Source organism: Janthinobacterium sp. CG_23.4, assembly GCF_029892305.1.
Lineage (GTDB): Bacteria > Pseudomonadota > Gammaproteobacteria > Burkholderiales > Burkholderiaceae_D > Janthinobacterium > Janthinobacterium lividum_D.
Window position 1 is genome coordinate 3,612,034 of sequence record NZ_JARXUX010000001.1, and the last position, 19,671, is coordinate 3,631,704.

Consider the following 19,671-nt stretch of genomic DNA (forward strand, 5'->3'; position numbering starts at 1 on the left):
GGCAAAGTACCAGTCGGCTTCCTCCGTTCATAAGGAAACGCATTTGACCACCATCCAAATCATCAGCGCCATCGTCTTCGGCCTTGCGCTCATCCACACCTTCGCCGCCAAGTCGTTTGAAACCCTGGCGCAACGCCACCCACGCCATGCAGGCATGCTGCACTTGCTGGGTGAAGTGGAAGTCGTGTTCGGCTTCTGGGCCTTCATTTTGATCATCCTCATGGCCTTTATCTCGGGCGGTGAGGCGGCCATCGCGTACGCCGAATCGCGCCAGTACACGGAACCGCTGTTCGTCTTTGTCGTCATGGTAGTAGCCGCCTCGCGCCCCGTGCTCGACGCCGTGCAGCGCCTGCTCAAAGCGGTGGCGCGCGGCATGCCGCTGCGCACGGAACTGGCCCTCGCCTGGCTGGGACTGGCACTCGTGCCCCTGACCGGTTCGGTGATCACGGAACCGGCCGCCATGACTCTGGCCGCGCTGATGCTGGCGCCGCAAATCTTTCGCCCGGGCATCCCCGAATGGCTGAAATACGGCGCGCTGGGCGTGCTGTTCGTCAACGTCTCCATCGGCGGCACCCTGACCTCGTACGCGGCGCCGCCGGTGCTGATGGTAGCGACTACGTGGAACTGGGACAGCGCCTTCATGGCCAGCCATTTCGGCTGGAAAGCGGCCATCGCCGTGCTGGTCAATGCCACCGGCGTGAGCATCTTGCTGCGCAAGTATTTGCACAGCAACACGTCCGATATCAAGCCGAAAGCCGGTGAGGCGGAAGCGCCAAAAGTGCCGCTGACGGTCAGCCTGGTGCACCTGGCCGTACTGGCTGGCGTGGTGGCCCTGGCGCACCATCCGGTGCTGTTCTTCGGCCTGTTCCTGTTCTTTCTCGGCTTCGTGCAAGCGTATGAGCGTTATCAAAGTCCGCTGATCCTGAAGGAAGGCTTGCTGGTCGGCTTTTTCCTCGGCGGCCTGGTGGTGCTGGGCGGCATGCAGCAATGGTGGCTGCAGCCCATCGTCTCAAGCCTGAAGCCGCTGGCCCTGTTCTTCGGCGCCCTGGGCTTGACTGCCATTACCGACAATGCAGCGCTGACTTATCTCGGTTCGCTGATCGTCGGCATGACGGACGAAGCGAAATACATGTTGGTGGCCGGCGCCGTGGCCGGTGGCGGCTTGACCGTCATCGCCAACGCGCCGAATCCGGCCGGCGTGGCGCTGCTGCGCCGCGGCTTCAAGGATGAGTCGATCGGCGCCCTCGGCCTGCTGGCCGGCGCCCTGCTGCCGACGGCTGTGGCGGCGCTGGCCTTCCTGGTCCTGTAAGCATGCACTGGGGCGGCTGCCGGCCGTCCCCTTAGTTTTCCTCCTCAGTTATCTGCCTCAGCTACCGTCGTAGACGAGGAAGTGCAGACGGTCATAAAACAGGCTGTAGGCATAGTCGAACGTGCCCACGCTGCGAAAACCCTTGTGCAGATACACTTGCAAGGCATCGCTCTTTTCCCACACCGTCAAGGTGATGCGCGCACAGCCCTTGCGGCTGGCCAGGTCGCGGATTTCATGAAACATTTGCCGGAACAAGCCCTGCCCCCGGTATTTCTCGTCGATGGCCAAACTGCTGACGAAACAGTCATCGGTGCGCGCATGCGCAAGCACGAAGGCATCATACGCATCGTCGAGCGCCTTCATATCATCGCGGTAATACGAGATGGCGCCACACGCCTGGAACTCGGCCATCGTGGCGGCCGTGAAGAAACCGATGAAACGCCCGTCCTCGTCGTGCAAGCCGTGGATGTGCGCCAGGTAAGGATCGATATTTTGCCGCCGCTGAAATGGCACGAACTGCAAATTGAGTTTATTGCCAAACGAGCAGTATTCGAGGTAACTGGTGGCAAACAGCAGTTTCGCCATGCGGTTCTTGGTCTCGTCGCCCAGCAGTTCGCCCGCCACCAGCCTCAGCGGCGCATGCGACAGCAAGCCGGCCTGCACCTCGTCGCCCGACGCGGTGGCATCGCCGAGGGCTGGCATGCGCCTGCCGTGACGGCCCACGGTAGGACGCCAGAAATTGCCGGCGGCAATATGCTGCGAGCGGTGGGCCAGCAGGTAGCGGCAAAAGACGGCATTCACACGGTCCAGTTGCGGGTCGTCCGAGAGCACCGAGTAATAATGAAAGTGATCGATGTCTGCCCGCAGCTGGGCCGCATACGCCATGCGCGGCGCTTCCTTGATGTCGAACACGTCGACGATATCGGGCAGGCGCAAAGGATCGTCGAGTTGCCAGTCGATCTCGGCTAGCCTGGCCACGCAACGCGCATACGCGCGCCGCTCTGCCTCGCTCAAGGGGATGTGCATGCCGGTAATGATGTCGTCGAGCAAACGCATGCCGCGAATGCCGCCCGCCACCGCTTCCAGCGCGCCGTCATACAGCACGCAATAGCGCTGATAGAACTCGGTATGGCTGAGCAGGGTCAGGCCCAGGTTTTTCTTCCATTCAGCATAAAACTGGCCGAATAACTGCGCCTCGAATTGCGCGCAGGAACGGGGGATCTCTGCATCGATGCCCGCATAGGCGAGGTTCACATTGCGCAGCATCACACGCAGTGCGGCGTCGTTCTTCTTGGCGATCAGCATGCCCGTCTCATCGAGAAACAGATTCATCGAGCTAACATGCTGGCGCTCTTCGCCCTCGCCCTGCTTGCCCTGCTTGCACTGGAAATAATCGGGTACTTCCGGCTTCATCAGGAAAATCGTCGCCGGATTGTGCGGGATCGTATCGACATCCATATACATACCGCCGTATTCGCACAAGATGAGGATGCGGAAATAATCGGACAAGGTGGCGAAATAGCCCTGCGCATGCAGGGTATCGAGAAAGTCGAAGCGGGCCGGCGCAAAGTCCAGCGCCAGCGCGCGCAGCGAGTTGATATGCAAAGTGGTGCCGCCGATGGCGTAGCGCCCTATCGTGTAGCGCCCGGCGCCGCCCGTGGGACTGAAACGCGCGTCATTGCACAACTGCTGTGCATCCCAGACCCACAGGATGGAGACATAGGGCGCGCCGCCGTTGTGCCGCACCTCTTCCAGCGCCGCTCCCCACTGCACAATCGCTTCACAGGCGATGGCCGGCAAGGGTCCGCCCATCCAGATGCGGTGCAGGTAGCGCTCGTCGTCGCCCAGCGCGCGCGTAGGGATGCAGCTAAGCGAGGAACAGCTTGCCGCATTGAAATACGCAAAATTGTCGGCGACGAAGCTGCGCAGGGCGGCGATACCCGCCTGGTGCTCCACGGCCAGTTGTTGCAGATCGCTGCCGGCCGGCCGGGTATCGACCAGGGTGATGTAATCGAGTTTCAGCCGGTGGATGCGAAACTCGTATTCCAGGTTGAAAATCTTTGCTTGATCGTGTTTTGAGGCCAGGTCATCTATTTTCATGGGCGCACCATTTTCCGCAAGAGAGTGTCAATAAACGTCGCACGAGGTAAAACAAGTTTGAGGACATGCGCATCGTCGCGTCATCAGTGCCGGGCCAGCTGCACTGTGCCACTGCGGCGCGCCGCCATGGCGCGCGCAAACAGCAGCAGGCAGGCGCTAATGGCCACGATGACGGGGATATTGAGTAGCGCATACGTTTCCAGCGTATAGCCGAAGCGCTGGCACAGCAGGTTGTATAGCTGCAGCCAGGCAGACAAATAAATGCAATACAGCAAGCTCATGGCGGCCGTCGTCAGTGTCATCGCTTCCTTGCTGGCCGTGATCGCGCTGCGGATCAGGGCGCCATTGAACAGGCCGAAGCCGATGGAATAGACAAACATGCAAGCTGCAAACACCGCGACGTGATGGCGGCCCGCGCCGGCGCCCAGCATGCCGGCGGCCGCGATCAGCCCGCCCAGGCGCAGCAGATGCACGAGCGGGAAATCCTGTCGCAGGCGCTGGATGGCGATGCTGCTGAGGACAAAACCGGACAAAATCACGCATTGCAGGGCAATATAAGTGGCGTAGGAGGCGCCCATTTCCTGCAGCACGAAGATGGGCGAAAAGCCGATCCAGGCCGTCAGGGGCACGGTGGCCAACCCGGCTGTAAACATGCCGAACATGAAGCGCGCGTTGCTGAAAATGGCGACATAGCTGCGCACGACAGCGCGAACATCGAGCTGCGGACGTGTCGGCGCGGTGCGCGGCATGCTCTTGAACAGGCCCAGCAAGGATAGCAGCGCCAGCAGGGCGGAAAGGAAAAACACATAGCGCCAGTCCAACTGGCTGATGATGGCGCTGCCAAGGATGGGGCCGGCCAGCGGTGCGAGGATGGTGGTGCTCGACAGAATGCTGCTCAGCTTGACGGCCGCCATATCGTCGAACAGTTCATGGATCATGGCATAGCCGATGAAGATGAAACAGCAGCCCATGCCCTGGATAAAACGCAGGGCGAGAAATTGCTCGATCGAGGTGGCAAACGGCACGGCCAGCGTGGCCAGCAAGAACAAGGTATTGCCGGTCAGCACCAGCTTGCGCTTGCCGATGATGTCGGCCCATGGTCCCAGGAAAATCTGCAGCGAACTACCGCCCAGCAGGTATAGGCTCAGCGACAACGGGATGCAATTTTTCTGCGCCTGGAACTCATCGACGATGCCCAGCATGGCCGGCATGATCATGTCGTTGGACAGATAGATATTGAGTTCAAAGACGAGGAAAAACGCAAAAAACCACAGCAACTGCTTGGACTTGATGAACATGGCGCGTTCCGTAACGTGGGTGGCTGCCGTCAGTGCATGCCGGCCGTCGGGGCATGGGACGGTCGACACGGTTCGGCACTGAAACGTGGACCAATTGTATACCAATTATTATTTTTAGCGGTTTTTTTGTGTTTTTTTAAATACCGCAACAATACCAATAATAAAAGTACCTGGTATTACGGTATTCATTGCAAGAGTTAAAAAGGTGCGCGCAGGGTGGCTGTGCAGCCATGCGGCGGCGCCGCCGGCGACGCAGCGGCAGTGAGAAGCGTAGCGCAGCAGTGACTGCCGCGTCCTTGCTGCGCGCGGCAGTCTGAGCTATCGGCGGCGGTGGCTGGCGAAGAAATCGAGCAGCATCTTGCTGGCATCGGGCTTGGCCTTGTCATTGAACGGCAGGCTGGCGTCGCCACCGCTCCAGGCGTGCTCGAGGTGCTCGACCAGCGCCACGCGCAGCAGCACATCCTGGCCCACACGATAGTCGTGCAGCGCATATGCATGGGCACGATTGCGCCCGCCCGCCGCGCCGCCCGGCAGCCGCTGTGCCGTCACCAGCGTCTCGGCTGGCAGGCGATTGACGCGCACGCTCTGGCGCACCAGTTGCGTCTGGTTGATGGGCCGCACCACCTTGTCGGCCTGTCCTTGCAGCAGCATGGTGGGCAGGCGGGGAAACGCGGGCTGGCGCGCCAGCACTTCATCGATGGCCGCATCGGCACGGGCAGCAGCGCCATGCTGCATCACCTGCAGCGCGCCGATCAGATTATGCCCGGCGCCAAACACGGGGCCGGAATGCAGGCCCAGCGCGGCAAACAACTGCGGATGATTCAGGGCCACGATATGTGCCATGCCCGCGCCGGCGGAAATGCCGCAGATGTAGATACGCGCACGGTCGATCGCGTAGCGGGCCGCCACCTGCTCGATGGCACCAACGATCAGGCGCACATCGCCGCCGCCCTCCTGCGTCAGCCTGTCATACCACTTCCAGCAGCGGCGCGCGTGCGAACGCAACGATTGCTGCGGATACAGCACGGCATAGCCCTTGCGTTCGGCCAGGCGGTTCATGCGCGTGCCTTCGGCAAACTGCGTGGCACTTTGCTCGCAGCCATGCAGCATCAGCAGCAGCGGCCGCCCCCGGCTGCGCATGGCGATGCTCGGCGCCCTCTCGGGCAGGTACAGGAAATACGCCAGGCGCCGCCCCGGCAACTGCCCCAGTTCCGGCAACGGCGCATAGTGGGCGGCGAGCCACTTGCCCGGCGGCGGTGCTGTTCGCTTGCGCGCGCGCGCGGGCGAGAGGGGCGTGGCAAACGGCGCCAGCACGGGCAGCGCGTCGCCGACAGGCCTGGCACCGGCCTTGGCGCGCGCCTTGGCGGCGGCTGTGACCAACGACTTGGCACCGGCCTGGCTCACGGCCTTGCGTGGCTTCGGCTTGGGGGTGGACTTGGCTGCGGGCTTGGGCTTGGGCTTGACAGTCACGGGCCCGAACAGCACCTTGGCCAGCTTGGTCGCCGTGCGCTGCTGCGCCTTACCAGCGCGCAATAGCCCGCGCAGCCATCGGGCGGCAGGCTTCACCATGGCAAACTGCGCGCGTGTCGTTGCGGCGCATACCACATAGTCATCTCTCTGCAGCGTTGCATCGTCAGCATGTGCGGCCTCCTCCGTAGAACACATAGAGTACCGCACATGCTGACGACAGCGCACATTTGCACAGCGATAAAAGTGCCGCAGGCACCATTGAGGCAGATCAAGCGTGCCACTGCACCGACGCGTAATCTGGGTGTTCGATGCCTACGTCACAAGAGGAGAGAACAGCATGAGTTATCTAGACCGCGACATCCTGGGCATGTACCGCGACCACGACGGCCCGGGGCCGTCCCTGATGGGGGCCGACACCCTGATCGGCGACGATGTCTACAATCACAGCGACGAGGAACTGGGCGACATCAAGGAAATCATGCTCGACATGCGCACTGGCCAGATCGCCTATGCCGTGCTGTCCTTCGGCGGCATCCTGGGCATGGGCGACAAGCTGTTTGCCGTCCCCTGGGACAGCCTGAGCCTGGACCACGTCAACAAGCGCTTCCTGCTCAACGTAGAAAAAGAGCAGCTGAAAAACGCACCCGGCTTCGACAAGAACAACTGGCCCGACATGGGCAGCGAGACGTGGAAGCGGCAGATGGAAGCGTTCTATGACAGCGGCACGCGCCATGGCAGCGGCGCCATGACGGCAGGCCGCATGCCATCCGCCAGCGCACCGGCACCGCGCGCCGGCGCCAGCTTGCAATCGGATAGCCAAAGCAGCATATCCGGCAGCGCCATGAGCGACAGCCGCGCCGGCACGGGCAGCAGCCAGGGCGAGGTAGACAAGCTCGGCTCGCGCTCCCCGCTCAGCGATGATGAGAGGTAAAACCTGGGTCGGGTAGGTCGGGTGGGTCGGGTAGGTCGGATTAGCGGCGCAGCCGCGTAATCCGACACCACCAACGACATCATTGACACCGTTGAAACCGTTAACACCGTTAACACCGTTGACACCGCACCACCGCCGCGCCAACGATGGCGTCGGATTACGCGTGGCTTCGCCCCGCTAATCCGACCTACCGCTGCATCGATTCCCATACCTTTTGCAACCGTTTCGCCGACACCGGCATCGGCGTACGCAATTCTTGCGCAAACAGCGACACGCGCAGCTCTTCGAGCATCCAGCGGAACTCGACCAGTTTCGGGTCCGTGTTCTTGCCTGCCTGGCGGTCCTTGGCTTGACGCAAATACGGCGTGGCCGCCGATTGCCATTCGGCCGTCAACTTGGTGTCGCGCGCGGGGTCGGCGCGCAGCTTTTCCAGGCGCACATTGATCGCCTTCAAATAGCGGGGAAAGTGCGCCAATTGCGTGTACTCGTTTTCCGTCAGGAAGCGCTTATGCACGAGTCCCTGCAGCTGTGACGCGATATCGGTCGCCGCCGCGGCAGGAATGTTCTGCAAGCGCTTGGGCAAGCCGTGGAATTCCGTCAGTACTTGCGACAGCAGGCGGGCAATTTCATTGACCAGCAGCACCAGGCGCGACTTGCCCTCGGCCTGGCGCTTGGCAAATGCGGCGGCGTCCAGCGGTAGCGGATCTTGCAAACAAGCAATATCAAGCGCCTTGTTGATGATTTGCTCGCGCAACTCTTCCTGCGAACCGAGGGCCATGAACTGCATGCCCATCTGCTGCAAGCCGGGAATGCTTTTCTCGACGTACTTGATCTGCTCCTTCATTTGCAGCGCAAACAAGCGGCGCAAACCGATCTTGTGCGTGCGCGCGGCCACGCTCGGGTCGTCAAACACTTCCAAATCGCAATGCGTGCCCTTGTCGACCAACGCGGGGAAACCGATCAATGTCAGCTTGCCCTGCACGATTTCCAGCAATTCCGGCAATTGTCCAAACGTCCAGGCAGTCAAACCCATATGCTGCGAGATGCTGGCATTGTTTGACGCCGGCGCGGCAGGGGCGGATGCGCCCTTGCCTGCTGCAACTGTGGCGCCCTGCGCCTGCAGCCGCGACGCCACTTGCGCACCCGCCACGCGGGCAGCAGGCGTGCCCGTGCCGGACACGCCCGACACTTCGGCCAGTTTCTGGAAACTCTGGCGCGCCTGGCCGCCGAATTCTGCCTGCAGGGTGGCCAGGTTGCGACCCATATCCAACTGGCGGCCATGCTCGTCGATCACCTTGAAATTCATGAAGTGATGGGCAGGCAGAGTTTCCGGCTTGAAGTCCGTCGTCAGCACGTTGATCGTGATCTGCGTGCGAATATCGAGGATGATGGCGTCGATCAGGTCACCGCGGCCAAACACGCCCGCTGCATGCACGCGCTCGCAGAACTTGGCCGCGTAATCGGGCAGCGGCACGCAGTGGCGGCGCAACTTTTGCGGCAAGGACTTGAGCAGCAGATGCACTTTTTCCTTCAGCATGCCCGGCACCAGCCATTCGCAGCGCTCGCGCGGCAACTGGTTCAAGGCATACAGCGGCACGCTCAACGTCACGCCATCGCGCACGCTGCCCGGCTCGAAGTGGTAGGTGAGGCCCATTTCCAGGCCCGTCACGGACATGGTTTTCGGGAACAAGTCGGTGGTCACGCCAGCCGCCTCGTGGCGCATCAGCTCTTCGCGGTTCAAATACAGCAGCTTCGGATGCTCGCGCGTGGCTTCCTTGTGCCATTTCTCGAAACCGGCGCCATTACATACATCGGCCGGCAGCAGCTTGTCATAGAAGGCGGCGATCAGTTCATCGTCTACCAGCACGTCCAGGCGGCGCGATTTGTGCTCAAGGTTCTCGATGTCCTTGATCAGCTTATGGTTGTGCGCAAAGAATGGCGCGCGCGTGTCGAAGTCACCGCCGACGAGGGCGTCGCGGATGAAGATGTCGCGCGCTTCGGGCAAGTTGAAATTGCCGTAATTGATGCGGCGCTGGCTGTACACCACCAGCCCATACAAAGTCGCCCGTTCGGATGCCGTCACCTGCGCCGAACGTTTTTCCCAGCGTGGTTCGCCCCAGGATTTTTTTAGCAGGTGTTCGCCCACTTTTTCCAGCCACTCTGGCTGGATCTGCGCCACGCCGCGCGCATACAAGCGCGTCGTGTCGACCAGTTCGGCCGCCATGATCCACTTGCCCGGCTTTTTCAGCAGCGAGGAACCGGGCCAGATATGGAACTTGATACCACGCGCGCCCAAATAGCCCGCGCCCGGCTCGTCCTCGCCCTTGAAGCCGATATTGCCCAGCAAGCCGGTCAGCAAAGCCATGTGCAAATTATCGTAGGTGGCGGGTGCTTCATTCAAGCGCCAGCCCTGTTCCTTGACGATGGTTAGCAACTGCGAATGCACGTCGCGCCATTCGCGCAAGCGCATCTGCGACAGGAAATTCGTGCGGCAATTGTCTTGCAACTGGCGGTTGGTTTTCTTGTGCTCGATGGCGGCTTCGAACCAGCGCCAGATTTTCAGATAGCTCAAGAATTCCGACTTTTCATCGGCGAATTTTTTGTGCGCCTCGTCAGCCGCCTGCTGATGCTCCATCGGGCGGTCACGCGGATCTTGCACGGACAAAGCGGAAGCGACGATCAGCACTTCCGTCAAACACGCGTTATCGAGCGCGGCCAGAATCATGCGGCCCACGCGCGGGTCGAGCGGCAGCTTGGCCAGCTTGTTGCCCAACGGCGTGAGTTTATTGACATCATCGACGGCGCCCAGTTCCTGCAGCAACTGGTAGCCGTCGGCCACCGCGCGCGCCAGCGGCGGCTCGATGAAGGGGAAGGTTTCCACGTCCGTCAGGTGCAAGGATTTCATGCGCAAGATGACGGCGGCCAGCGAGGAGCGCAGGATTTCCGGTTCCGTGAATTTCGGCCGCAACAGATAATCCTGCTCTTCGTACAGACGGATGCAGACGCCATCGGCGACGCGGCCGCAACGGCCGGCGCGCTGGTTGGCGGCCGACTGGGCGATCGGCTCGACCTGCAACTGCTCGACCTTATTGCGGTAACTGTAGCGTTTCACGCGGGCCAGGCCTGCATCGACGACATAGCGGATGCCGGGCACGGTCAGCGAGGTTTCCGCCACGTTGGTGGCCAGCACGATGCGGCGCGCATTGCTGGTTTTAAACACGCGCTCCTGCTCTTCGGCCGACAAGCGGGCGAACAGGGGCAAAATTTCCACGTGCGGCGGATGGTGCTTGCGCAGCGCTTCGGCGCAGTCGCGAATTTCGCGCTCGCCCGGCAAAAACACCAGCACGTCGCCCGAGCCGATGCGGCACAGCTCTTCCACGCCATCGACGACGGCATCCATCAAGTCGCGCTTTTCGCGCGCGGCGGCGGTACGTTGCCCCGGCTTGTCGGCGCTGTTGCTACCCGCGCCCGCGCCCGGCATGGCTACCTGCTCGCGCTCCACGGGACGATAGCGCACTTCGACCTGGTACAAACGGCCCGACACTTCGATCACCGGCGCGGGCTTTTCCGGCGTGCCGAAATGGCGCGAGAAACGCTCCGCATCGATGGTGGCCGAAGTGATGATGATTTTCAGATCGGGCCGGCGCGGCAGCAGCTGCTTCAGATAGCCGAGCAGGAAATCGATGTTCAGGCTGCGTTCATGCGCTTCATCGATGATGATGGTGTCGTAATTTTTCAACAACGGGTCAGTCTGCGTCTCGGCCAGCAAAATACCGTCCGTCATCAGCTTGACGGAGGCGCCACGGCTCAGGGTATCGGTAAAGCGCACCTTGAAACCCACGGTTTCGCCCAGCGGCGTACCGAGCTCCTGCGCGATACGCTTGGCCGTCGATGAGGCGGCGATACGCCGCGGCTGCGTGTGGCCGATCATGCCCTTCTGGCCACGCCCCAGTTCCAGGCAAATCTTCGGCAACTGGGTCGTCTTGCCGGAACCGGTTTCGCCCGAGACGATGATGACCTGGTTTTCCATCAGGGCCTTGGCGATTTCGGCGCGCCGGCCCGAGACGGGCAAGTCTTCAGGGTACGTGATCAAAGGCAGCGGGTTGCGAAAAGCCTTTTCCGCCTCGCGCACGGCGCGCGCTGCGTCACGGCTTTCCTGCCCCTCGCGCGGCGGGCGCGCGCGAGGCTTGTCCTCTCCCGCGCGCGGCTGCTGTTGCTGCTGCGATGGTTGTTTCTGCTGTTGCGCGCGCGGCTGCTGCTGCCTTTGCTGGCTCACGGGCGGGCGCGGGCGGACCTGCGCGGGCGTGACGACAGGCGTGGAAACATCTGCGCTGACGGGCACATTTGCAACGGTGGAAGGAGGGGAAGACTTATTGCTGGCTGAAGACATTGTTTTTTACAGGTATTTTAAGCGCGCACATCGCGCAGCGAATTATAATGCGCTTAATGGAAAACCCTACCCAATTCGTCCAATGGCTGCGCTCGGTCGCGCCCTACATCCACGCCTTTCGCGGCAAGACCTTCGTGGTCGCCTTCCCCGGTGAACTCGTCAGCGCCGGGGCGCTGCAGGTGCTGGCCCATGATTTGTCCCTGCTCCATGCGCTCGACATCAATGTCACCGTGGTCTACGGCTCGCGGCCGCAGGTGGCTGAACAACTGGCCTTGCGTAACGTCGAAGGCCGCTTCCACAACGGCGTGCGCATCACCGACATCGCGGCGCTGGAATGCGCGAAAGAGGCGGCCGGTGAGCTGCGTCTCGATATCGAGGCCGCATTTAGCCAGGGCTTGCCGAACACGCCCATGTCGCATGCCGCCATCCGCATCATTTCCGGCAATTTCATTACGGCGCGCCCGCTGGGCGTGATCGATGGCGTGGACCTGGAACTGACGGGCATCACGCGCAAGGTCGACGCCGAAACCATCCATTCCATCCTCGGCTCCGACGGCCTGGTGCTGCTGTCGCCACTTGGTTTCTCGCCAACCGGCGAAGCGTTCAATCTGACCATGGAAGACGTCGCGTGCAGCGCTGCCATCGCCCTGCACGCGGACAAACTGATTTTCATTACCGAAACGCCGATGATGGAAGACGCCACGGGCGTGGAAATCCGCGAACTGTCGTCGCACCAGGCCGAAGCCGTGCTGATGGCCGGTTTCTTGCCAGACGCCACGGCGTTTTACCTGAAACATTGCGTCAAGGCATGCCACAACGGTGTCGAGCGCTCGCACATCGTGCCCTTCTCGATGGACGGTTCGGCCCTGCTGGAATTGTTTACCCATGATGGCGTCGGCACCATGATCAGCCATGAAAACCTGGAAAGCCTGCGCCTGGCCACCATCGAAGACGTGGGCGGGATTATTAAACTGATCGAACCACTGGAAGCGGACGGCACTCTCGTCAAGCGGGGCCGCGAGCTGATCGAGCGCGAAATCGATTATTTCTCCGTCATCGAGCATGATGGCGTGATCTTCGGCTGCGCCGCCCTGTACCCATTCCCGGCGCAAAAGATGGCAGAAATGGCATGTTTGACCGTCAACCCGGAAGTACAAGCCCAGGGCGATGGCGAGCGCATCCTGAAACACATGGAAAACCGCGCCCGTGCAGCCGGCCTGAACAAGCTGTTCGTGCTGACCACGCGCACCTCGCATTGGTTCAAGAAGCGCGGCTTCGTCACGGCCACGGTCGACGATTTGCCGAAGGACCGCCAGCATATGTATAACTGGCAACGCAAGTCGCAGGTGTTAATGAAAACCCTGTAACACTGAAAAAGCCCGCTTCCTGCGTAATGCCGTTCAGTTAGTGTGTTGGTGACGCTATTTTTAGCCCAAGAACCAGGACAGGGGTCGGACCCGGCGGGTCCGACCCCAGCTCTTTGCCTCTGGGGTTAGCGAATTTACTGGCGCTCATCAATCACGCCAAAACCCTTAACTGAACGGCATTACCGCTTCCTGCGGGCTTTTCTACTTTGCTATCGTTATTTGATATTCAAGGGGGCAAACGACTTGACCAAGTCGTCCAGCGCCTTCAATTGCGCCAGGAATGGCTCCAACTGGTCCAGCGGCAAGGCGCTGGGGCCGTCGCAGCGGGCGTTGTCGGGGTCCGGATGGGCTTCCAGGAACAAGCCGGCGATGCCGACGGCCAGGCCGGCGCGGGCCAGGTCCGCCACTTGCTGACGGCGGCCACCCGAGGCGGCACCACCGGGGTCGCGCTGCTGCAGCGCGTGCGTGACGTCGAAGATGATGGGCAAGTCGTCGCAGGTCTTTTTCATGACGCCAAAGCCCAGCATGTCAACTACCAGGTTATCGTAGCCCAGGCAGGTGCCGCGGTCGCACAGTATCAATTGCTCGTTGCCCGCTTCCTTGAACTTTTCGACGATATTGGCCATCTGGCCAGGGCTCAAAAATTGCGGCTTCTTGATATTGATCACCTTGCCAGTTTTCGCCAGGGCCACGACCAAGTCCGTCTGGCGCGCCAGGAAGGCGGGCAATTGCAGCACGTCCACCACCTCGGCCACCTGCTGCGCCTGCCATGGCTCATGCACGTCGGTAATCACGGGCACGCCGAACGCCGCCTTGACATCCTGGAAGATGCGCATGCCTTCTTCCAGGCCCGGGCCGCGGTAGGAATGGATCGATGAACGGTTGGCCTTATCGAAACTGGCCTTGAACACATAGGGAATGCCCAGTTTTTGCGTCACGCGCACATATTCTTCGCAAGCGCGCATGGCGAGATCGCGCGATTCGAGCACGTTGATACCGCCAAACAACACGAAGTTGCCTGCATTGCTGACGTCGATGCCATGGACTTTCACTGAGGTCATAGGGACTTCCATATTGGTTAATTACTACTACTTACTTGGACGAGGCACAGCCAGCGGCTGGCGCGATAGGGCATCTTACTAGCTGGGGCGGCGCAGATCAAATTTGATCCGGCGCAAGGATGCGGCAAACGGCAACAAAGCTGGCCGCGATGACCCCGCGAGGGCTGGCGCAAAGTGCCTTATAATCACGCTTTATCTCTACACTGATTCAGGAGCACAGATGGCCCGCACGATCCACTGCAGCAAACTCAACAAGGAAGCCGAAGGACTCGATTTCCCACCGTACCCGGGCGAACTGGGCAAGAAGATTTACGAATCGGTATCGAAAGAAGCATGGGCTGCCTGGCTCAAGCATCAGACCATGCTGGTCAATGAAAATCGCTTGAACCTGGCCGACGCGCGCGCCCGCAAATACCTGGCCACGCAAATGGAAAAGCATTTCTTCGGCGATGGCGCCGATGCGGCCATGGGCTACGTTCCACCAACGGAATAAAACACCTAACCAAACCTACTGCGCGTCATGATTTGCGGCCTCCGATGCTCACTTTGCTAAAGCACAGCTCCGCTTCTCAGCCACAACTCACTACCGCTCGCTACGGTTTTCTTAGGTGTTGAAGTTTTTCGACATTCCCGCCCGTGGCCGATGCGCCACGGGTAGCTTCCGCTGCCGCCTTCCCGCTTTTCCATTTTCCCGCCTTCATATTTCGCGCCGCCTGACGCCGTTTCACGGCAAGCCGCGCCCGTTTCGTCGCACGCCGCTCGTCATCGGCGCCGTTGGCGGGCACAGTACAGCCATCGACAACCTCACACCAAGGCGGACACCATGTTGCAGCAAATCTTCAGCCACACTCCCCTCTACGTCTGGGCCATCCTGGGCTTTCTCGTATACCGCGGCGTGCTGGCCAGCCGCGCACGCGAAGTGAGCTTGCGCAAGCTGTGCATCATTCCCCTGGTCATGCTGGCCCTTTCCCTGAGCGGCGTGCACGGCAGCTTCGGCTTGGCCGGCAGCGCGCCATTCGTCTGGGCCACCGGCACCCTGGCCGGTGCGGCGCTGGCCTGGACACTGCTCGATACGCACAAGATCGTCGCCATTCCCGAGCGCAGCAGCGTGCAGCGTCCCGGCAGCTGGCTACCATTGATCTTGATGATGAGCATCTTCTGCATGAAATATGCGGTCGCAGTGACCCTTGCCGTCGCCCCGTCGACTGCCCATGCAAGCGCCTTCATCGTGCCGGTCTGCCTCGCTTACGGCGTCTTCAGCGGACTTTTCCTGGGAGGCTTGCTGCGCACCGTGAGCGTGTACCGGGCGGTACAAACGTAAGGCTGGGGTCAGACCCGGCGCGGGGAGTGCGCCCCAGTGGGGCGCATTCCGATCACGCAGTGACTGACCACGGATTTCTGCTGCGTATCAGTAAGCCAACGTCCGCACGCCTTCCGGCATGCCCAGCAGGCAAACGTTGGCGCCGCGCACGGCGAACAGGCCGACGGCGATGACGCCGACGATTTGATTGATCTGCTGTTCCAGCGCCAGCGGATCGGCAATCTGCAAGCCCAGCACGTCGATGATTTCGCCACCGTTGTCGGTAATGAACGCTTCGTTGCTGCCGGCCTTCAGGCGCAAACGGGGCGTGCCGCCCAGCGCGGCCAGCTGGCGCGATACGGCGGCGCGGGCCATCGGCACCACTTCCACCGGCAGCGGGAAGGCGCCCAGGGTATCGACCAGCTTGGAGCCATCGGCGATGCAGACGAACTGTTTCGCCACGGAAGCGACAATCTTTTCACGCGTCAATGCTGCGCCGCCGCCCTTGATCATGGCGCCGCTGGCCGTGATTTCATCGGCACCGTCGATGTAGACGGCAATCGACTCGACATCGTTCAAGCTGAACACGGCGATGCCATGGCCGGCCAGGCGCGCGGCCGTCGCTTCGGACGATGCCACCGCACCCTTGATGGTGTCCTTGATCTTGGCCAATTCATCGATAAAAAAGTTGGCAGTAGAACCGGTGCCGACACCGATGATTTCACCCTCGACCACGTACTTAATGGCGGCACGGGCTACGGCTTGCTTCAATTCGTCTTGGGTCATGACATTCAGGCTAAAGTGGGGAATGGCGCTATTTTAACGGATTGCCAGCCCCGCTTACCCGCCATGCAGCGCCAGCATTGGCTTTGATACAACAGGTAAGCGGAAAAACCTTACTAAAATGCATTTCCACATCCGATTACTCTATCAAGATTTAAAATATGCGAAAATGTAACAACAGACCACTACGACGTTTGAGGAACAGGAAATGAATCATAACAAACAGGTACTTGTCGTCGATGACAGCCGTGTTTCACGTTTGATGTCGCATCAATTCATTCTCAGCAAACATGCCGACTGGCAAGTGATTGAGGCGGCGACAGGTGAAGAAGCGCTGGAAAAAATGAAGACTATCGCCCCTGTTATGATACTACTCGATGTCAACATGCCCGGCATGGGCGGCGTGGCGGCGGCAGAACAATTGCGCGCGCTATACCCGCAAACGCACATCATTCTCGTCACGGCAAATGTGCAAAATGCCATCCGCAACCGCGCCAGCGAAATGAACGTGGGATTCATGGAAAAGCCCATCACGGAAACGCGCATCCATCAGCTGATCGAATCACTGGGACTGTGAGCATGATCAATCTCTCCGAACTGGAAAATGATGCGCTGGTAGAGATATTCAACATCGGGGTAGGCCATGCGGCCGCCGCGATGAGCGAGATCGTCAATGAAGAAGTCACCATGTCGGTGCCGTCGATCAGCTTCGTGAACCGTGACGATGCGGCCGCCCTGCTCGGCAGCAAAAAGGATGACGAACGCATCTGCGGCATCAGCCAGCATTACGATGGCGCATTCACCACCGAAGCCATCCTGATGTTCCCGGAAGACAAGAGCCTGGAAATCGTCCGTCTGATGGTGGGCGACGCCATGCCGCTGCAGGAATTGACGGAGATGGAACAGGAGGCGATGAGTGAAATCGGCAACATCATCCTCAACGCCTGCGTGGGCACCCTGGCCAATCTGTTCGACAGCGAACTGCATGGCTCGCTGCCCGTATACCACCTGGGCACCAGCGCGGAAATCCTGTCCTCATTCGGCGGCCAGGAAGAAGAAGCCGTCGTGCTGATGCTGCACATCGACTTCGTGCTGTCCCGGCACCAGATCCACGGCTATGTCGCCTTCGTGCTCGACCTATCGGCCTTGCACGACCTGAAGCAGCAAGTGAGCCACTATTTGGCCAAGGTCCTGGGACAGGCGTGACGATCATGCCGGATGCCTTGCACCGACTCGCTCTGCTCGAGAACATACTCGGTGCCGTGAACCTGGGCGCCATCGTGCTCGATGAGCAGCAGCGCATCGTGCTGTGGAACCAATGGATGGCGCACCACTCGGCGTGTCAGGCCGACGCCATGCTGGGCCAGAACTTTTTCGCCGTCTATCCGGAATTGCGGCACAAGCGCATCGACTCGGCCATCACCCAGGCCCTGCGCGGCAATTTCCAGTCGCTGTTGTCGCAAACCCTGCACAAGGCGCCATTTGCCCTGTACACGCATGGCGCGACCGATGGCGCGCTGGAAGGCCAAGAACGCATGCAGCAGGCCATCGCCGTGACACCGATCAATTTGCCTGCTTTACCGCGCCACTGCCTGATCCAGATCAATGATGTCACCAGCGCCGTGGGCCGTGAAAAGCTGCTGCGTGAACAAACCATCGTCTTGCGGTCGCAAACTTTTTCCGACGGCTTGACGGGCATCGCCAACCGCCGCCACTTCGATGTGGCGATCGAGAAAGAAATGCGGCGCGCCATGCGCACAGGCAGTCCCCTGTCGCTGCTGATGATCGACATTGACTGTTTTAAGGATTACAACGACCATTACGGCCACCAGCAAGGCGACGACTGCCTGATACGCGTAGCAGCCGAACTGGCCGCCATGCTGCAGCGCCCCACCGACCTGCTGGCGCGCTATGGCGGCGAGGAATTTTCCGCCATCCTGCCCGACACCGACGCCGTGCAGGCACTGCGCATGGGCGAGATGATGCGCGCACGGGCAGCCGAGCTGTGCATTCCGCATGCCAGGGCGTGCACTCAAGACAAGCACGTCACGGTCAGCATCGGCATCGCCACGCAACATCCGCAGCAGCAACTGGCTGTCGCCACCCTGATCGGCGCCGCCGACCGCGCCCTGTACCTGGCCAAGGGCGCCGGGCGCAACAGGGTCATGGTGCAGTCGCTGTAGCAAAGCCAGGCCGGCGACGCCATTCCAGCACACAACTTTACGGCGGCGGCGTAGACAGCTGTATCCTTGCAGCAAAAAATCAAGGATTGATCTGCGCCTCCCTCAAGTACGCTCGACAATGCGCACAGGAAAAGCCATAGAATGACATTAGCGCGGCAGCAAGCGGCGGTCGGCGGGGTTGCGCAGGAAACCGTGCAGTATCTGCTGCAGTTGCGGCAACTTCGCCACGTAGGCGGCAATGCCCAGCTGGCGCGCGCCGAAATAGTGGGCGATGATATCGCCCTGCTGCTCCATGTTGAAGTCGGACAGGACGCCGCCGGCTTGCGCGTCGTAGCGGTAGGCCCGCTGCCCGATGTAGCCGCCGCACAGCGCCAGCAGTGCGCCATGCAGCAGCACGCTATAGCCAAGCTGGTACTGCCACACATGCACCATTTCATGGATGAAGAACAACTTGCCGCCAGTGCCTTCGCGCGAAAAATCGTCGCGGTACTGGGCCGGCATGAAATGCAGGCTGCCGCGCGGCGTCATCGCCGTATTCTGGTCCTGCAGGCCAAACGGAAGAAAAGAGCCGCGCACCACGCGCACGCGCGCGTAGTCGATGGCGTCCTGAAAGACGCTGCGGGCCATGGCGATTTCGCCAATGGTGAGGGGGCGGCGCAAGACTCGCATAATGAGTATGGAATAAAGCGCGGCAGGCATAAAAGCCTGCCGAATACTATAACTGCAAGTACCTGACAGAAGCGTAGCGAGCGGCAGTGATTTGTGGCTAAGAAGCGCAACCGTACTCTAGTACGGTGAGCATCGCAGGCCGCAAAGCGCGACGCGCAGTAGCTTATGTCAGGTACGACTAGGCGGAGCGCAGGCCGCTGGCCGCTTTCGCGATTTCCGTGATGCGGTCCCAGTTGCCGGCCGCAATCGCGTCTTTCGGCGTCAGCCAGGAACCGCCCACGCAGGCGACGTTCTTGCAGGCCAAAAATTGCGACGCCGTCTCTTGCGAGATGCCGCCCGTCGGGCAAAAGGTAATGTCCGGCAGCGGGCCGTAGATGGCGTTGAGCATGCCGATGCCGCCAGCCGGCACGGCCGGGAACAGTTTCAGCTGCTGGAAGCCGTTTTCACGCGCCGCCATCACTTCACCGGGCGTCATCACGCCTGGCAGCAGGGGCAAGCCGCTGCTTTTCGCCGCCGACACCAGGGCCGACGTCAGGCCTGGCGAGACGCCAAACACGGCGCCCGCATCGCGTGCCTGGACGAATTCTTCCGGGCGAGTCAGCGTACCGACGCCGACGATGGCGCCCGGTACGGCCGACATGGCGCGGATCGCTTCGAGGCCGTGCTTGGTGCGCAGGGTCACTTCCAGCACGCGGATACCGCCCGCCACCAGCGCGCGCGCCAGCGGTACGGCGTGTTCAGGATCGTCGATCGCAATCACGGGGATCACGCTCGAGGTGCGCATAATTTCCAGTAGTGTCATGGTCATCT

General features: G+C 61.0%; 16 protein-coding genes. 8 read left to right on the forward strand and 8 right to left on the reverse strand.

All coding sequences use genetic code 11. From position 1 onward, the window contains the following. Positions 1 to 43 precede the first annotated feature (43 nt). Positions 44 to 1,309 carry a putative Na+/H+ antiporter gene (locus tag H4V96_RS16170; RefSeq protein WP_070346427.1) on the forward strand — a complete coding sequence of 422 codons (1,266 nt, stop codon included), beginning with the start codon at positions 44 to 46 and terminating at the stop codon, positions 1,307 to 1,309. 57 nt (positions 1,310 to 1,366) lie between these two features. Here the strand turns inward: H4V96_RS16170 and H4V96_RS16175 are convergent, their stop codons facing one another. The 3 genes from H4V96_RS16175 to H4V96_RS16185 form a co-directional block, all read right to left on the reverse strand. Further along, entirely contained in the window at positions 1,367 to 3,409 is a 2,043-nt protein-coding gene (locus tag H4V96_RS16175) for a GNAT family N-acetyltransferase (RefSeq protein WP_196854778.1), read from the reverse strand. 83 nt (positions 3,410 to 3,492) lie between these two features. Further along, complete coding sequence (locus H4V96_RS16180) at positions 3,493 to 4,776, reverse strand: MFS transporter (RefSeq protein ID WP_280721054.1); 1,284 nt, start codon at positions 4,774 to 4,776, stop codon at positions 3,493 to 3,495. 249 nt (positions 4,777 to 5,025) lie between these two features. After that, positions 5,026 to 6,276 carry a PHB depolymerase family esterase gene (locus H4V96_RS16185; RefSeq protein ID WP_196854776.1) on the reverse strand — a complete coding sequence of 417 codons (1,251 nt, stop codon included), beginning with the start codon at positions 6,274 to 6,276 and terminating at the stop codon, positions 5,026 to 5,028. Positions 6,277 to 6,514: 238 nt separating this feature from the next. On the opposite strand from H4V96_RS16185, the gene H4V96_RS16190 reads away from it, so the two are divergent. Next, positions 6,515 to 7,108 (forward strand): PRC-barrel domain-containing protein, encoded by a 594-nt coding sequence (locus H4V96_RS16190; protein ID WP_196854775.1) that lies wholly within the window; start codon positions 6,515 to 6,517, stop codon positions 7,106 to 7,108. A gap of 187 nt (positions 7,109 to 7,295) precedes the next feature. Here H4V96_RS16190 and hrpA read toward each other — a convergent pair whose 3' ends face one another. Continuing rightward, entirely contained in the window at positions 7,296 to 11,498 is a 4,203-nt protein-coding gene (gene hrpA, locus H4V96_RS16195; RefSeq protein WP_196854774.1) for an ATP-dependent RNA helicase HrpA, read from the reverse strand. Positions 11,499 to 11,554: 56 nt separating this feature from the next. Here hrpA and argA point away from each other — a divergent pair, with 56 nt between their 5' ends. After that, entirely contained in the window at positions 11,555 to 12,865 is a 1,311-nt protein-coding gene (argA, locus tag H4V96_RS16200) for an amino-acid N-acetyltransferase (RefSeq protein WP_010400682.1), read from the forward strand. 215 nt (positions 12,866 to 13,080) lie between these two features. Here the strand turns inward: argA and kdsA are convergent, their stop codons facing one another. Beyond that, the gene (kdsA, locus tag H4V96_RS16205) at positions 13,081 to 13,926 is read right to left on the reverse strand and encodes a 3-deoxy-8-phosphooctulonate synthase (protein ID WP_010400683.1); all 846 of its coding nucleotides are present in this window, start codon (positions 13,924 to 13,926) and stop codon (positions 13,081 to 13,083) included. A gap of 220 nt (positions 13,927 to 14,146) precedes the next feature. Between kdsA and H4V96_RS16210 the strand changes: the two genes are divergently transcribed. Together H4V96_RS16210 and H4V96_RS16215 are read left to right on the forward strand one after the other, a co-directional pair. Continuing rightward, a complete protein-coding gene (locus tag H4V96_RS16210; protein ID WP_010400684.1) occupies positions 14,147 to 14,419 on the forward strand; it encodes an oxidative damage protection protein in 273 nt (90 codons plus the stop codon). A gap of 192 nt (positions 14,420 to 14,611) precedes the next feature. Continuing rightward, positions 14,612 to 15,247: a DUF6622 family protein gene (locus tag H4V96_RS16215; RefSeq protein ID WP_343029382.1), complete on the forward strand. Its 636-nt coding sequence runs from the start codon at positions 14,612 to 14,614 to the stop codon at positions 15,245 to 15,247. 87 nt (positions 15,248 to 15,334) lie between these two features. Here H4V96_RS16215 and rpiA read toward each other — a convergent pair whose 3' ends face one another. After that, positions 15,335 to 16,012, reverse strand: a complete 678-nt coding sequence (gene rpiA / locus H4V96_RS16220; protein ID WP_196854773.1) for a ribose-5-phosphate isomerase RpiA — start codon at positions 16,010 to 16,012, stop codon at positions 15,335 to 15,337. 205 nt (positions 16,013 to 16,217) lie between these two features. Here rpiA and H4V96_RS16225 point away from each other — a divergent pair, with 205 nt between their 5' ends. Genes H4V96_RS16225 through H4V96_RS16235 form a run of 3 tightly spaced genes read left to right on the forward strand, consistent with a single transcriptional unit; the run spans position 16,218 to position 18,192 of the window. Further along, positions 16,218 to 16,586: a response regulator gene (locus H4V96_RS16225; RefSeq protein ID WP_070346425.1), complete on the forward strand. Its 369-nt coding sequence runs from the start codon at positions 16,218 to 16,220 to the stop codon at positions 16,584 to 16,586. 2 nt (positions 16,587 to 16,588) lie between these two features. Next, a complete protein-coding gene (locus H4V96_RS16230) occupies positions 16,589 to 17,215 on the forward strand; it encodes a chemotaxis protein CheC (RefSeq protein ID WP_196854772.1) in 627 nt (208 codons plus the stop codon). A gap of 5 nt (positions 17,216 to 17,220) precedes the next feature. Then, positions 17,221 to 18,192, forward strand: coding sequence for a GGDEF domain-containing protein (locus tag H4V96_RS16235; protein WP_029496593.1), 972 nt, complete (start codon positions 17,221 to 17,223; stop codon positions 18,190 to 18,192). A 147-nt stretch (positions 18,193 to 18,339) separates the two neighbouring features. On the opposite strand, the gene H4V96_RS16240 is transcribed toward H4V96_RS16235, so the two are convergent. Further along, positions 18,340 to 18,861 (reverse strand): hypothetical protein, encoded by a 522-nt coding sequence (locus H4V96_RS16240; protein ID WP_029496594.1) that lies wholly within the window; start codon positions 18,859 to 18,861, stop codon positions 18,340 to 18,342. 178 nt (positions 18,862 to 19,039) lie between these two features. Next, positions 19,040 to 19,669, reverse strand: a complete 630-nt coding sequence (gene eda, locus H4V96_RS16245; RefSeq protein WP_196854771.1) for a bifunctional 4-hydroxy-2-oxoglutarate aldolase/2-dehydro-3-deoxy-phosphogluconate aldolase — start codon at positions 19,667 to 19,669, stop codon at positions 19,040 to 19,042. Between the last annotated feature and the right edge of the window lie 2 nt (positions 19,670 to 19,671).

What these genes read in the sequence shown, in the direction of transcription:
- H4V96_RS16225 (WP_070346425.1), top strand. Translation starts at nt 16,218, where the DNA reads ATGAATCATAACAAACAGGTACTTGTCGTCGATGACAGCCGTGTTTCA.
- rpiA (WP_196854773.1), bottom strand. Translation starts at nt 16,012, where the DNA reads ATGACCCAAGACGAATTGAAGCAAGCCGTAGCCCGTGCCGCCATTAAG.
- H4V96_RS16210 (WP_010400684.1), top strand. Translation starts at nt 14,147, where the DNA reads ATGGCCCGCACGATCCACTGCAGCAAACTCAACAAGGAAGCCGAAGGA.
- H4V96_RS16240 (WP_029496594.1), bottom strand. Translation starts at nt 18,861, where the DNA reads ATGCGAGTCTTGCGCCGCCCCCTCACCATTGGCGAAATCGCCATGGCC.
- eda (WP_196854771.1), bottom strand. Translation starts at nt 19,669, where the DNA reads ATGACCATGACACTACTGGAAATTATGCGCACCTCGAGCGTGATCCCC.
- H4V96_RS16175 (WP_196854778.1), bottom strand. Translation starts at nt 3,409, where the DNA reads ATGAAAATAGATGACCTGGCCTCAAAACACGATCAAGCAAAGATTTTC.
- H4V96_RS16230 (WP_196854772.1), top strand. Translation starts at nt 16,589, where the DNA reads ATGATCAATCTCTCCGAACTGGAAAATGATGCGCTGGTAGAGATATTC.
- H4V96_RS16185 (WP_196854776.1), bottom strand. Translation starts at nt 6,276, where the DNA reads ATGGTGAAGCCTGCCGCCCGATGGCTGCGCGGGCTATTGCGCGCTGGT.
- H4V96_RS16190 (WP_196854775.1), top strand. Translation starts at nt 6,515, where the DNA reads ATGAGTTATCTAGACCGCGACATCCTGGGCATGTACCGCGACCACGAC.
- kdsA (WP_010400683.1), bottom strand. Translation starts at nt 13,926, where the DNA reads ATGACCTCAGTGAAAGTCCATGGCATCGACGTCAGCAATGCAGGCAAC.
- hrpA (WP_196854774.1), bottom strand. Translation starts at nt 11,498, where the DNA reads ATGTCTTCAGCCAGCAATAAGTCTTCCCCTCCTTCCACCGTTGCAAAT.
- argA (WP_010400682.1), top strand. Translation starts at nt 11,555, where the DNA reads ATGGAAAACCCTACCCAATTCGTCCAATGGCTGCGCTCGGTCGCGCCC.
- H4V96_RS16235 (WP_029496593.1), top strand. Translation starts at nt 17,221, where the DNA reads ATGCCGGATGCCTTGCACCGACTCGCTCTGCTCGAGAACATACTCGGT.